The sequence below is a fragment of the Halalkalibacter sp. HAAS-P013 genome (assembly GCF_056619925.1).
This window is the reverse complement of the sequence record NZ_JBWQTU010000001.1, coordinates 544,315-557,909: the sequence shown is the minus strand read 5'-3', so window position 1 is coordinate 557,909 and position 13,595 is coordinate 544,315. Positions and strand designations below refer to the sequence as shown.

The 13,595-nt window shown below is 39.3% G+C and carries 12 protein-coding genes and 1 pseudogene; 12 read left to right on the top strand and 1 reads right to left on the bottom strand.

Annotated elements, in window-relative coordinates; genetic code table 11:
- The first annotated feature begins 143 nt into the window (after positions 1-143).
- From AC1FXP_RS02920 to AC1FXP_RS02865, 12 genes and pseudogenes are all read left to right on the top strand, one after another.
- The gene (locus AC1FXP_RS02920) at positions 144-1,292 is read left to right on the top strand and encodes a D-alanyl-D-alanine carboxypeptidase family protein (RefSeq protein ID WP_480058596.1); all 1,149 of its coding nucleotides are present in this window, start codon (positions 144-146) and stop codon (positions 1,290-1,292) included.
- Entirely contained in the window at positions 1,285-1,878 is a 594-nt protein-coding gene (locus tag AC1FXP_RS02915) for a nucleoside recognition domain-containing protein (RefSeq protein WP_480058594.1), read from the top strand. The genes AC1FXP_RS02920 and AC1FXP_RS02915 overlap by 8 nt, the downstream gene beginning before the upstream one ends.
- On the top strand, positions 1,879-2,412 hold the full coding sequence (locus AC1FXP_RS02910) for a spore maturation protein (protein WP_480058592.1): 534 nt from the start codon (positions 1,879-1,881) through the stop codon (positions 2,410-2,412).
- Positions 2,413-2,639: 227 nt separating this feature from the next.
- A complete protein-coding gene (locus AC1FXP_RS02905) occupies positions 2,640-3,251 on the top strand; it encodes a DUF421 domain-containing protein (RefSeq protein WP_480058590.1) in 612 nt (203 codons plus the stop codon).
- Positions 3,252-3,462: 211 nt separating this feature from the next.
- A pseudogene (locus tag AC1FXP_RS02900) lies at positions 3,463-4,553 on the top strand (chloride channel protein).
- Between the two features lie 212 nt (positions 4,554-4,765).
- Positions 4,766-6,181 (top strand): NAD-dependent succinate-semialdehyde dehydrogenase, encoded by a 1,416-nt coding sequence (locus AC1FXP_RS02895; RefSeq protein WP_480058589.1) that lies wholly within the window; start codon positions 4,766-4,768, stop codon positions 6,179-6,181.
- A gap of 142 nt (positions 6,182-6,323) precedes the next feature.
- Complete coding sequence (locus tag AC1FXP_RS02890) at positions 6,324-7,052, top strand: pseudouridine synthase (protein ID WP_480058587.1); 729 nt, start codon at positions 6,324-6,326, stop codon at positions 7,050-7,052.
- 79 nt (positions 7,053-7,131) lie between these two features.
- Positions 7,132-7,659: a thiol-disulfide oxidoreductase ResA gene (resA, locus tag AC1FXP_RS02885; RefSeq protein WP_480058586.1), complete on the top strand. Its 528-nt coding sequence runs from the start codon at positions 7,132-7,134 to the stop codon at positions 7,657-7,659.
- 15 nt (positions 7,660-7,674) lie between these two features.
- Positions 7,675-9,306, top strand: coding sequence for a cytochrome c biogenesis protein ResB (gene resB, locus AC1FXP_RS02880; RefSeq protein ID WP_480058584.1), 1,632 nt, complete (start codon positions 7,675-7,677; stop codon positions 9,304-9,306).
- Positions 9,307-9,384: 78 nt separating this feature from the next.
- Positions 9,385-10,575, top strand: a complete 1,191-nt coding sequence (gene ccsB / locus AC1FXP_RS02875; protein WP_480058582.1) for a c-type cytochrome biogenesis protein CcsB — start codon at positions 9,385-9,387, stop codon at positions 10,573-10,575.
- Between the two features lie 161 nt (positions 10,576-10,736).
- Positions 10,737-11,450, top strand: a complete 714-nt coding sequence (locus AC1FXP_RS02870) for a response regulator (protein WP_480058580.1) — start codon at positions 10,737-10,739, stop codon at positions 11,448-11,450.
- A 2-nt stretch (positions 11,451-11,452) separates the two neighbouring features.
- Positions 11,453-13,234: an ATP-binding protein gene (locus tag AC1FXP_RS02865; RefSeq protein ID WP_480058578.1), complete on the top strand. Its 1,782-nt coding sequence runs from the start codon at positions 11,453-11,455 to the stop codon at positions 13,232-13,234.
- A gap of 181 nt (positions 13,235-13,415) precedes the next feature.
- On the opposite strand, the gene AC1FXP_RS02860 is transcribed toward AC1FXP_RS02865, so the two are convergent.
- Entirely contained in the window at positions 13,416-13,589 is a 174-nt protein-coding gene (locus AC1FXP_RS02860) for a hypothetical protein (RefSeq protein ID WP_480058577.1), read from the bottom strand.
- Positions 13,590-13,595 lie beyond the last annotated feature (6 nt).

Genomic DNA, 13,595 nt, shown 5'->3' with positions numbered 1-13,595 from the left:
TAATTAGTTAAGTAGTAATTCGTATAGTTGCTGTCATATCATTGGTTGTCCTGCATAGACTTGGCTAGTAAGAGAAGAAAAAAGACAGGCGCGAGATGTGTCACATCAGGAATCACATTATAAGACAGGACGGGGATCAGAAAATGGGGAAAAAACTTGGACTTATCATGATTGCAGTGTTATTGATTTTGCCAATATTGCCGCTTCATGCAAACGCAGAGCAACGCAATTTCTCGGTTTCTGCTCAGGCAGCTGTCTTAATTGAGCAGGAATCGGGACGAGTTCTATATGGGAAAAACGAACATACGCCACTGAGAATTGCGAGTATTACCAAAATCATGACAGCCATCCTTGCGATTGAATCAGGAAAAATGGAAGAGGTGGTAAAAGTATCTTCTCGTGCAGAAGGAACGGAGGGCTCCTCTATTTATCTGCGTGCAGGAGAAGAGATAAAACTGAAGGATCTCGTTTATGGACTCATGCTTCGTAGCGGCAACGATTCAGCAGTGGCAATCGCCGAACATGTTGGTGGTAGCCTTGAAGGGTTTGTTTATTTAATGAACGAAAAAGCTGGGCAGTTAGGAATGAATAATACAATGTTTCAAAATCCTCATGGTCTTGATGACCATGAAGACCACTATTCAAGTGCCTATGATATGGGAATCCTAACACAGTATGCAATGGATAATGCAATGTATCGTGACATTTCCTCAACGAAAAATTATCGTTCAGAAGGAGACCAAATCCGAGTTTGGCACAATAAGAATAGGCTATTAACCGAACTTTACAAATACTCAACAGGGGGAAAAACGGGTTATACAAAACGAGCAAAGCGTACCCTTGTTTCAACAGCGGAGAAAGATGATGAGAAACTGATCGCTGTGACATTAAATGCACCTAGTGATTGGCATGATCATATGAACTTATTTAACTGGGCGTTTGACACCTATGACTCGGAAGTCTTAGTTGAAGAAGGAATTTTAGAAGGGATCGAGGATGAGTTTTATAAGGACCATGTATATGCACCTTATTCGTTTCAATATCCATTGTCGCAATCTGAACAAGAATCTCTCTCAAAGGAGGTAACCTTATATAGACCACCAAGTGAAGAGAGAAAAGATAGATATGTTCCACCTCAACCAGTGGGCAAGGTAGAATTATTTATTAATAATGAAGAAATTGGGCAGGTTCCATTGCTATACGACCCTCCAAAACTAGAAGAAAAGAAAGGTTTCTGGACCCGTTTTCTCGATCTTTTTTCTTTGACTATTGGGGTGAGAAGTAGTGATTAATAAAATTTGGGTAGCGATGCTTGTCATTGGAATTGCCTTTGGAGCAGCAAATGGTCGCATGGAAGAAGTGAATGAAGCCATTTTTGCTGGAGCGAAGGATGCTGTGACTATTTGTCTTGGTTTGATAAGCATCCTCGTCTTCTGGCTCGGTTTAATGAGGATTGCACAAGAAGGTGGACTTTTAAATGTCCTTGCTAAGCTTATGCGTCCGATTGCTACTAGAATATTCCCTGAAGTGCCGGCCAATCACCCGGCAATGGGTTATATATTATCAAATATGACGGCTAATCTTTTTGGATTGGGAAATGCCGCAACACCGATGGGAATAAAAGCGATGCAGCAGCTAAAAGAATTAAATGGTGGACGAGACTCAGCTAGTCGCTCGATGATTACGTTACTCGCTATTAACACAGCTAGTATTACACTAATTCCAACAACGGTGATCTCAATAAGAATGAGTTATGGTTCTGTTTCACCTACTGAAATTGTCGGGACGACTCTTGTAGCAACGACTTGTTCGACAATTGGTGCGATTTTAATCGATCGGTATTTTTATTTTAGGCGAGTAAGGAAGGGGCGTGTCTAGATGGAATGGATCACGGTCATTTCGATTTGGTTTATTCCTGTCTTAATCGCGCTTGTCCTTATGTATGGAACGTACAAGCAGGTACCAACGTATGAAACATTTGTAGAAGGAGCAAAAGAAGGCTTTGGAATGGCGGTCTCTATCATTCCATATCTAGTAGGGATGCTCGTCGCCATTTCTGTTTTTCGGGCTTCAGGTGCAATGGACTTTATTATCGAACTAATGAAACCTGCCCTTCAAGCCATTGGTGTCCCTTCTGAGATCGTTCCATTAGCGATGATCCGACCAATTTCTGGAACAGGTGCTTTAGGGATGACATCTGATTTAATTGCCACTTACGGACCGGATTCCTTTATAGGAAGACTTGCATCAACAATGCAAGGTAGTACAGATACGACTTTTTATGTGTTAACAGTTTATTTTGGAGCAGTGGGAATTAAAAAGATGGGAGATGCATTGAAGGTCGGTTTGCTAGCTGATATTGTTGGGATCATTGCTTCCATTCTTATTGTTACGTACGTATTTGGAGTTTGAGAAACGCAGATAGAGATGTAGCGATTACGCTCATTGATTCGGGGTTATCCCAAAAGGTCAAAAGCAGACCATTTTGGGATAACCCCTTTTTTTAGAGCAAGTGAATTAATATCTTTTTAAGCAAATGGAAAGATTAAATTATAATAATGAATTGATAACGAATAACAACTAATAACAAAATTAAATGGCTTACCTTACCATGACAGATTCATAAAGGAGGAAGTGACATGGATCTACACTTTATTTGGAAAGCAGTTGTTATTGTCATTGGCGGGGTCCTTATTCTGCGATTAGCTGGAAGAAAATCTATTTCACAACTGACGGTTGCTCAGACCGTCATGATGGTTGCCGTTGGTTCATTGATTATTCAGCCAGTCGGCGACAGAAACATTTGGATTACTATGTTAATTACATTTTTACTTGTACTTACACTACTATTTATTGAGTATATTGTCTTGAAATTTGATTTCCTTGAAAGTTTTTTTTACAGCAAATCGATCTTGGTAGTTGAAAATGGACGAATTAATAACAGAAATTTAGCCAAATTACGTTTAACAGTTGATATGCTTGAAGTACGACTGAGACAGGAAAGCATTCAAAACATTAGTGATTTACAATGGGCTACGATCGAATCAAACGGTCAATTAGGGTATATGCTTAAGCCTGAAAAGCAATACGCTACAAAAGAAGATATTCAAATGCTACTATCTCTACTTCATGCAAACATGCCTAATTCACCTATTCAAACACCGGTTACTCAATCAAGTGAATCACCGAACTTATTTACGGAAGTGAAAAATAAAGAACATAGAATAAAGCATCCAAGGCATTTGAAATGAGGGAGAAAGAGTGAATGTAAAACTAAAGTATAAAACATTAATTTTTACCCTTTCAAAATGGATCGTTTTTGGGGCTATCATTGGGGGAATTATAGGATCCACAACGGCTCTTCTTTTACATACGAATGATTTACTTGGAGAAACACGCGAAAAAAATTCCTGGCTTATTATTTTTCTTCCTTTAAGTGGGGTCTTTTTGGGCTACATCTATATGAAATTGGGCAGGAAAGCTGGGAAGGATTTATATAAAGGCAATAATCTCGTAATAGAAGGCGTTCATGGCGAAACGAAGATGTTACGAAGGTTAGGTCCTCTCGTTTATTTGGGAACATTTATTACAGTCTTATTTGGCGGGTCGACGGGAAGAGAAGGGGCTGCCATCCAAATGGGAGGGAGTGCAGCTGAAGCGATAAACCGTTTTTTTAGAGTGAATCTAATTGACACAAAAATTTTGTTGATGAGCGGAATTAGTGCTGGCTTTGGGGCAGCCTTTGGGGCACCAATCACAGGAGCTATCTTTGGAATGGAAATGACTGCTTTAGGAAAAATGAAATATGACGCATTTGTGCCATGTCTTGTAGCAAGTTTCATCGGCCATTTTATAGCCGAGAAAGCTTGGAAAGTAGAACATGAAACATTCATTATACAATCAGTTCCAGAGCTATCCGCATTCTCCTTTTCTAAAGTAATTGTTTTATCAATTATGTTTAGTCTTTTAAGTGTTCTATACTGTCAATTGAGGCACGGGATACATAAAGTTTCTGAAAAATACACAAAGAAAAACCATATGGTAAGAGCGTGTATAGGGGGAATCATTATTGTTGTGTTAACAATGATACTAGGTACAGTAAACTACAACGGACGTGGATTAGACATGTTGGAACAATCTTTTACAGAAGAAGTTCCTCCCTTTGCCTTTCTAGCTAAACTCGTATTTACAGCAGTTACACTTGGAACTGGTTTTGTGGGGGGGAAGCAATACCTTTATTTTTTATGGGAGCAACTTTAGGAAATGCCTTGTATGGTCTTTTTGATTTGCCACTGTCTTTCCTTGCTGGAATTGGTATGATTGCTACCTTCGCAGGGGGAGCTAATACTCCAATAGCAGCGTTTTTATTGGCTGTAGAAATGTTTGATGGCAAAGGAATAGAGTTCTTTTTTCTTGCTTGTCTAATAAGTTATATTGTTTCGGGTCATCATGGACTTTGGCCTTCTCAAACCATATATGAGCCAAAAAGCAGATTATATAATATTCCAACCGGAGAAACAATTAAAAATATTGAACAAAAGAAACAATCTTAGGCTCCTCTTTATTTATTTGTATTGTTTCAATATAAGATTCTCCTTTTAATGAATAGGTGCCTCCTAAGTGCATGGAGGCCTCTGTACCTACCTTAGTAAAGGGGAGCAACCCTGGAGTTTATAGTTAATATCTTGCTTTGTCTATTAATCTATGGTAAAAATTTCATTATAAGGAAGAAAAGGAACGTACTAAGCAAAGGAGGAGAAGCAACATGAACAAATGGAATCTATTAATTGGTGGTGAGTGGGTAACACTCAATGAACAAATAAATGTAATAAATCCATCAACAGGTGAATTAGTTGGGAAAGTGCCAAAAGCAGGGGCAGCGGAAGCGAAACGAGCAGTAGATGCAGCTCACGTAGCCTTTTCAAAATGGTCTAATCTAACGGCAAATGAACGTAGTGAACTTATTATGAACTGGCATCAATTAATTAAAGAGGAAACAGAAGAGATTGCTAAGTTAATGACAGTGGAGCAAGGAAAGCCCTTAAAGGAAGCAATCGGAGAAGTAGGGTATGCCAATAGCTTTCTAGCTTGGTATGCAGAAGAAGGAAAACGAATTTACGGAGAAACGATTCCAGCTTCGGCTTCAAATAAACGACTTTTTGTTCATAGACAGCCTGTTGGCGTTATTGCTGCGATCACACCGTGGAACTTTCCGGCTGCTATGATTACAAGAAAAATTGCACCGGCTCTTGCTTCTGGTTGTACGGCTGTGATTAAGCCAGCGGAACAAACGCCTTTAACGGCTTTATATTTAGCTAAACTTGCTGAGAAGGCCGGAATTCCAGCAGGTGTCATTAATGTTGTTACGGGCGATCCAAAAGAAATTGGCACAACGTGGATGAGTGATGACCGTGTTAGAAAAGTGACGTTCACTGGTTCAACTGAAGTTGGTAAGCTTTTGATGAGACAAGCAGCTGACACGGTAAAGAAACTATCTCTAGAATTAGGTGGACATGCGCCATTTATTGTTATGAATGATGCTGATTTGGATTTAGCAGCAGAAGGGGCAATTGCTTCTAAGTTCCGTAATGCTGGGCAAACATGTGTATGCGCTAACAGAATCTATGTACATGAAGATGTTGTTGAACCATTTTTAGCAAAGTTTATTGAAAAAGTGAGAGATTTATCGGTTGGCGATGGTTTGAAAGATGGAAATGACATCGGACCGCTAATTAATGAGGATGCGGTTGCGAAAGTCGTAGAGCAGGTTCAGGATGCAAAAGATAAAGGGGCTCAAGTGTTAATTGGTGGAGAGACAATTTCTGGATTGTTTTATCAGCCAACTGTTATTGCGGGGGCTACAGATGAAATGATGTGTATGACAGAAGAAACGTTTGGGCCAGTGGCACCAGTTTCTACTTTTAAGACTATTGATGAAGTCATTCGGCGTGCCAATGATTCTCGTTTCGGTTTAGCTGCCTACCTTTATACACAAAATCTATCGAATTCTATTCAAATGAGTGAGGCGCTTCAATATGGAATTGTCGGTGTAAATGATGCTCTTCCTTCAGTTGCTCAAGCTCCATTTGGAGGCTTTAAGGAAAGTGGATTAGGGAGAGAAGGAGGACATCACGGTATAGAAGAGTTTCTTGAGACGAAGTATATTTCAATGAGGATTTAAACATACTGGTGTGATAGGAGCAAAGAACGCTATGGAGAGCTGTCAAATCTCCATAGCGTTCTTTTATTATATAATAAGCTGAAATTTCTTTCGCTTGAGAATTCATTAATGGAAGAGTATGATGGTACATGAGGTGAACGAGATGGAACGGTTACAGAAAGTAATAGCACAAGCTGGAATAACATCACGGCGTAAGGCAGAACAATTAATCATTGATGGAAAAGTAAGAGTAAACGGTAAAGTAGTACGTGAGTTAGGAGTGAAAGTAGCTCCGAACAAAGATGAGATCGAAGTAGAAGGTGTTCCAATTGATAGAGAGGAACCAGTATATTTTCTTTTGTATAAACCAAGTGGTGTTATATCGAGTGTAAAAGACGAAAAAGGTCGTAAAACAGTAACGGACTTTCTTGAAATTGAACAACGTGTGTTTCCAGTTGGGAGGCTTGATTATGACACATCAGGCTTGATATTGCTGACGAATGATGGGGACTTTGCTAATATGCTGATGCACCCCAAATTTAAAATGGAAAAAGTATATGTAGCGAAAGTTAAAGGCATCCCTTCGAGAGAAAAGTTAAAACAGCTACAGAATGGCGTCATTCTTGAAGATGGAAAAACAGCTCCTGCGAAAGTGAAAATGATGTCAATAGATAAGAAGAAACAAACAGCCATTATTCGATTAACAATTCATGAAGGGAGAAATCGCCAGGTACGTCGTATGTTTGATGCGATTGAACACCCTGTTATGAAATTAAAGCGTGAGCAGTATAGCTTTCTAGACTTAAGAGGGATGAACCCAGGCGACGTTCGACCTCTTAAGCCGATTGAAGTAAAGCATTTACGTGAATTAGCTGTCACGAAACCGTCATAAAGCTCCCATAGTTACATACAGTTTCTAACGTTATAATAGAGGAAATAGCGTATGGTGTTTTAGGAAGGGGGATCTGTTGTTGAAACAAAAAAGATTAATAATGAGATCGAGTATTTTGGCGATTATCGCGTTAGCGCTTGCCTATACATTTTACTCCAACTTCATGGCAGATCGTAGTGTAGCTAAAGCTGGAGATTTGTCTGTTAATTTTGTATTGCAAGACTTAGAAGGTGAACGCATTGAGCTCGAGGAATATAAAGGAAAAGGTGTCTTCTTAAATTTTTGGGGGACGTATTGTCCTCCGTGTGTAAAAGAAATGCCGATTATGGAAGAACTATACGCTGAATATAAAGAGAAGGGCGTCGAAATTATTGCCGTTAATGCCAATGAGCCAAAACTTACGGTTGAACGATTCGCAAGTCGTCTCGGCTTAACATTTCCAATTGTGATCGATAATGGGTTAAATGTCATTGAAGCATATGGAATTAGGCCGTTGCCAACAACTATATTGATCGATGAGCATGGAGTGATCGTGCGAGTGTTCACAGGCGGCATGACGGAGCAAATGGTGCGAGATTTCATGGAAGAGATTAAGCCTGGAACATAATTGAGGTGTGGGGAAATGAGTAATCTAACGTGTGAGTGCGGCCACGTAAACCCACGTGGAACGATTGTTTGTGAATCGTGTGGGAAGCCGCTTGGAACGAATGACAACCAAGAAAAGCTACTAGATATGAAATATGAAGGTGTGGCTAGAAGGTCTCAAACATATACAACTACATTTATAGATAAGGTTTGGATGTTTTTCTCTTCTGTAAAAGTAGGAATATGGATTATTATCATTACTCTTCTTGCTTCTGCATTAGGGACAATCTATCCGCAAGAAATGTACATCCCGCCTTCTGTTAGACCTGAAGATTATTATGCAGCGGAATACGGATTTACGGGCCAATTGTATTATCAATTAGGCTTTCACAATTTATATAGCTCATGGTGGTACATGCTTCTAATCGCTAGTTTAGGGGTATCCATTTTAATTGCTAGTATTGATCGTTTTTTTCCGTTGTACCGTGCGTTAAAAACGCAAAGGGTAACTAGGCATGCGAATTTTTTGAAAAGACAACGTGTGTTTGGGAATTCTGAAGCCGAAGACATTGACGGGTCGTTTGATGTTGTAAAAAAGAAGTTAAAAGAGAAAAAGTATAACATCTCTGAAGAAAACGGGAATCTAGTTGCAGAAAAGGGAAGGTTCGCGCGCTGGGGTCCATATATTAACCACATTGGTTTGATCATCTTTCTGATCGGTTGTATGTTGCGCTATTTTCCTGGTATGTACGTTGATGAGCATATGTGGATTCGAGAAGGAGAAACAACGGTTGTTCCAACTACAGGCGGGCAGTACCATATTGGGAATGAAGAGTTTATTATAGAACTTTACGATGAAGATGATTATATATTCGGCGAGGCGATGCAAAGAGCTGGAGGACCGATTGTTCGAACGTATCAAACTAACGCTGTTTTATACGAGAGAGAAAATACAGGAACAGTTGGTTCTGAAGGAGATTTAGTAGAAATAGATCGGGCGGAAATACGAGTGAACGAGCCTATGAAGTTTGATGATTTTGCCCTCTATCAAGTTGATTACAAGCTTCATGAATTAAACAGTATGAGTTTTGTACTAGAGGACAAAGAAACCGGTGAAACGTTTGGTCAAATTGATATTGATTTATTTAATCCAGAGTCAGTTTATGATCTTGGTGAGGGGTACATAATTGAAATAAGAGAGTATTTTCCAGACTTCGTGATGTCTAGCTCAAATGTCCCTTCAACTCGCTCGCAAATTCCAGATAATCCAGTGTTTATATTTGAGATGTTTACACCTGATACTCCAGAAGGAGAAGTCAGTTTTGTTGGAATTCGGACAAACCTTGAACCGATGGGGGAGAATGATTACAAGATGACCTTTGTAGATGTAGAAACAAAGCATGTCTCTGCTCTAATTGTTCGGAAGGATTATACGCTCCCTATCTTGATTATCGGTGGAATTATCTTTATGATTGGCCTTGTTCAAGGTTCTTACTGGGCACACCGTCGAATTTGGTTCCAACGAATAGCTGGACAGGTTTGGATAGCTGGTCATACGAATAAAAACTATCTTGCACTAAGAAAGGATATTGATTTCGTAATCTCTGATACGTCCTTATCTGCTCCGGTCGATCAGGTGGAAGAAGAAGAAGTAAACAATAAAAGTTAAATTAAAATATTTTAGGTTTTAGGAAGGGGATTGGGAATGGTGACATTCCTAGCCCTTTTTGTGAGGAGGATACATCAAATGGCAGCAATTAGTTCAAATTTCCTGCTTATTGCCTTTTTCGTCTATCTATTTGCGACGATTGCGTTTACTGTCTCTATTACAGGGAAGAAATGGCGTGACAAACAAGGGGAAATGACCGGAAACAGATGGGGCTTTTTTGGCTTCCTATTATCAATTTTAGGTTCTTTATTATCAATTGGGTATTTTAGCACGCGCTGGATTCATTCGGGACATGCTCCAGTTAGTAATATGTTTGAGTATATGACATTCCTTGGAATCGCGATTGGCTTTGCATTTGTTATTATTTATGCTATTTATCGCTCTAATTATCTTGGGTTGTTTACAATGCCAATAGTTATGCTCATTATTGCATATGGCTCAATGTTTCCTGGTGAAGTGGCACCGCTTATTCCAGCCCTTCAAAGTATTTGGCTGAAAATTCATGTTATTACAACTGCGATTGGTCAAGGAATCCTTGCTATTGGTTTTGTAGCAGGCCTTATTTACCTTATCCGGACGATAGATTTTACCAAAGCAAATAAACAAACTCGATCATTGGAATTTGTTTTGTATTCCATTTTAAGTTTAGTTGGCTTTATTTTAATGGGATCTATTTTTAATGCAATGAATTATGAAGCGAACTTTTCATACATCAATGAAAATGGAATGGAAGCCGAAATGACGTATACTCTCCCAGCCTTAGTCGGCCCGAATGAGGGGGAGCTTTTAACGGAAGGAGTTATGTCACCAATTGTTCACGCGCCGGCCATTATTGTAGCCAATGATTTAAATACAGTTATTTGGTCTCTGTTCACAGGTTTTGTTCTGTATTGGGTGTTAAGGCTCGTTTTACGGAAACGAATTGGTGCAGCAATCCAACCTATTTTAAAAGGAGTTAGCCCTCAAGCTGTTGATGAAGTCAGTTATCGTGCGATTGCAATTGGCTTCCCGATTTTTACCCTAGGTGGATTAATCTTCGCCATGATTTGGGCCCAAATTGCTTGGACTCGCTTCTGGGGATGGGATCCGAAAGAAGTGTGGGCACTTATTACATTTCTTTTCTATGCTGCCTATTTGCATTTACGTTTATCGAAAGGATGGCATGGGGAGAAATCAGCTTGGCTATGTGTAATTGGATTTGCAATTATTATGTTCAACCTAGTCTTTGTAAACTTAGTTATTGCTGGTTTACACTCATATGCATTATAAAGCACAATGAAGTAAGCGATAAGGCGAAAGTAACTGAGGCCTACTGAAAAAGGAGGAAGTCCCTTTTTTAGTAGGTCTCTGCTAAATGTACTGGGTTTTCTTTCATCTGATAATTTTGTGGTAAAATACATACAATAGCTTGATCCGAGGAGGAAAGAATAATGGAAAAAGAAGCACGAATTTTAGTAGTGGACGATGAGGATCGAATTCGCAGATTGTTAAAGATGTATTTAGAGCGTGAAAACTATGAAGTAGAAGAAGCAGAGAATGGTGAAGAAGCATTAGAAATGGCTCTTGGAGAGGAGTACGACTTAATCCTTCTAGATATTATGATGCCTGGAATGGATGGGATTGAAGTTTGCCAAGAACTTAGAAAAACAAAAGCTACACCTGTGATGATGCTGACAGCAAAGGGGGAAGAAGCAAACCGAGTTCAAGGGTTTGAAGTAGGGACAGATGATTACATCGTGAAACCATTTAGCCCCCGCGAAGTTATCTTGCGAGTAAAGGCATTATTAAGACGATCTTCTTCAACAAAATTCTTGCAAACGGACACACAGGCAAAAGATGTATTGGTTTTTCAACATTTGATGATTGATAATGACGCTCATCGGGTAACAGTATCAGATGAGGAAATTAGTCTGACTCCGAAAGAATATGAACTGCTTCATTATTTGGCTCAGTCGCCTGATAAAGTGTTTTCAAGAGAGCAGTTATTAAAAGATGTATGGAATTACGACTTCTTTGGAGATCTACGTACGGTGGATACGCATATTAAACGATTACGTGAAAAATTAAATAAAATTTCACCTGAAGCTGCTTCAATGATTTCCACTGTATGGGGGATCGGTTATAAATTTGAGGCTGTGAAATAAGAATGTTTTGGCGAAGTGTCGTAGGGAAGCTTTGGTTTACCATTTTAGCTTTAGTCTCTGTTGTCCTTAGTATTTTGATGGTGCTGATGCTTCAATCATTTGAGAGATTTCATGTAAATGAGGCAGAGTCCCAGCTCGTTAACCATGCGACAATGATTGCTTCTATGTATGAAGGCTATGAAAATGAAAGAGATGCTCTTTATACGATCGATCAATATGGACAGGCTTTTGATACCCATATTATTATCCTTGTAGATGGAGAGAAAACATGGAGCACAGATGAAGCTGAAGCTCATCAAGTAACGCTAGATACATTTTTTACAGATGAGACATTATCACAAGTGTTTTCTGGTGAAAAAGTCGTCATGACAGAAGGAGACTTTCTATTTGTAGGAGATGGGGAAGAAGTCCATTCAGAGATTATGGTTGTCGGCGTTCCGCTTTCTCCTGAGCGGTTTGATGATGGTGCTGTGTTTCTGTATCAATCATTAGCTGCCATTGAAGAGGCATCGAATGAAACAAAGCAAATTATTTATTTCTCCGCTGGTATTGCGTTAGTTCTAACAACGATTTTTGCTTTCTTCTTGTCGACTCGAATAAATGCACCATTGCGTAAAATGAGGGAAGTAGCTTTAGAGGTGGCTCAAGGTAAATTTGACACAAAAATACCGATCCTTACTCATGATGAGATTGGTCACCTAGCAATTGCATTTAACCGAATGGGCCGTGAATTAAATACGAATATTAATGCCTTAAACCAAGAGAAAGAGCAACTTTCCCGGATTTTAGGGAGTATGGCTGATGGTGTTATTACGTTGAACAAGAAAGGCCTCGTTGTTTTGACTAATCCACCGGCTGAGCGATTTATTCAATCTTGGTACTATGAGCAGGGAATGAAACATGATAGTGATGAGCCACTTCCAGCTGCATTACAAACATTGTTTGAGAAGGTTGTTTTGTTAGAAAAAGAACAAGTAGCTGAAGTAGAAATGCAAGGGAGAAGCTGGACGGTTTTAATGACACCATTATACGATCGTCAGGAAATCCGGGGAGCGGTCGCTGTTCTACGTGATATGACGGAAGATCGTAGGCACGATAAACTTCGTAAAGACTTTATTGCTAATGTTTCACATGAGCTACGGACACCTATTTCAATGTTGCAAGGGTATAGCGAAGCAATTATTGATGATATTGCTGGCTCTGATGAGGAGAAAAAAGAAATTGCTAAAATCATTTATGATGAGTCTTTACGAATGGGTAGATTAGTTAATGAACTTCTTGATATTGCTAGAATGGAAGCTGGACATGTTGAACTGAATATCGAAGAGTTGGATGTTCAATCATTTGCAGAACGTGTTATTCGAAAATTCCATGGTTTAGCTAGAGAGCAAGGAATTGAAGTTTCATTAGAGATGGTTGATATGACAACGATAAAGTGTGACCCAGATCGAATTGAGCAAGTATTAACAAATTTATTGCATAATGCGATTCGTCATACAAGTGAGAATGGCCAAGTCAAGCTAATTATTCGCGGTTATGAAGAAGGGTGTAAATTTGATGTTGTTGATACAGGCTCAGGCATACCTGAAGCAGATCTGCCATATGTGTTTGAACGTTTTTACAAAGCGGATAAAGCTAGGACGAGGGGACGTGGAGGGACAGGTCTTGGTCTTGCAATTGCGAAAAATATCGTCGAAGCGCATGATGGCCATATATCCGTTCACAGTAAAATGAAAGAAGGAACGACATTTTCCTTCTTCATTCCAGGAAATATACAATCTTAGGTAATAAAAGGGGCTGTCCCAAAAGGTGTGATTTTGACCTTTTGGGACAGCCCCGAAGCAATGAGCGGAGTCGCTACATTTTTTTAAAGCCTTGAGAGGAGTGGGTTTCTCCTCTCAAGGCGCGTAGCGAACGGAGCCATTGCCATCTCTGTTATCAAGCCAACCACTTTCTTTATCCTTATTAGTTCGATAACTTATAATAAACAGCAATCCAGCGTTCTTTTGTTTTCGGATCAGTGAATGAGAGATAATGAAATAATGTCAGTAAGCTCTTGCGGTCCATATTTTTAATAAAAGCAAGAATGACTTTCTCATCTTTTGTTTGATTTAAAAAGGTGATTAGTTCATATCTCATTAGCAG

Excerpts from the sequence above, each read along its gene's own strand:
- AC1FXP_RS02870 (WP_480058580.1), top strand. The coding sequence starts at position 10,737 with ATGGAAAAAGAAGCACGAATTTTAGTAGTGGACGATGAGGATCGAATT.
- AC1FXP_RS02910 (WP_480058592.1), top strand. The coding sequence starts at position 1,879 with ATGGAATGGATCACGGTCATTTCGATTTGGTTTATTCCTGTCTTAATC.
- AC1FXP_RS02860 (WP_480058577.1), bottom strand. The coding sequence starts at position 13,589 with ATGAGATATGAACTAATCACCTTTTTAAATCAAACAAAAGATGAGAAA.
- AC1FXP_RS02905 (WP_480058590.1), top strand. The coding sequence starts at position 2,640 with ATGGATCTACACTTTATTTGGAAAGCAGTTGTTATTGTCATTGGCGGG.
- AC1FXP_RS02920 (WP_480058596.1), top strand. The coding sequence starts at position 144 with ATGGGGAAAAAACTTGGACTTATCATGATTGCAGTGTTATTGATTTTG.
- resB (WP_480058584.1), top strand. The coding sequence starts at position 7,675 with ATGAGTAATCTAACGTGTGAGTGCGGCCACGTAAACCCACGTGGAACG.
- AC1FXP_RS02865 (WP_480058578.1), top strand. The coding sequence starts at position 11,453 with ATGTTTTGGCGAAGTGTCGTAGGGAAGCTTTGGTTTACCATTTTAGCT.
- ccsB (WP_480058582.1), top strand. The coding sequence starts at position 9,385 with ATGGCAGCAATTAGTTCAAATTTCCTGCTTATTGCCTTTTTCGTCTAT.
- AC1FXP_RS02890 (WP_480058587.1), top strand. The coding sequence starts at position 6,324 with ATGGAACGGTTACAGAAAGTAATAGCACAAGCTGGAATAACATCACGG.
- AC1FXP_RS02895 (WP_480058589.1), top strand. The coding sequence starts at position 4,766 with ATGAACAAATGGAATCTATTAATTGGTGGTGAGTGGGTAACACTCAAT.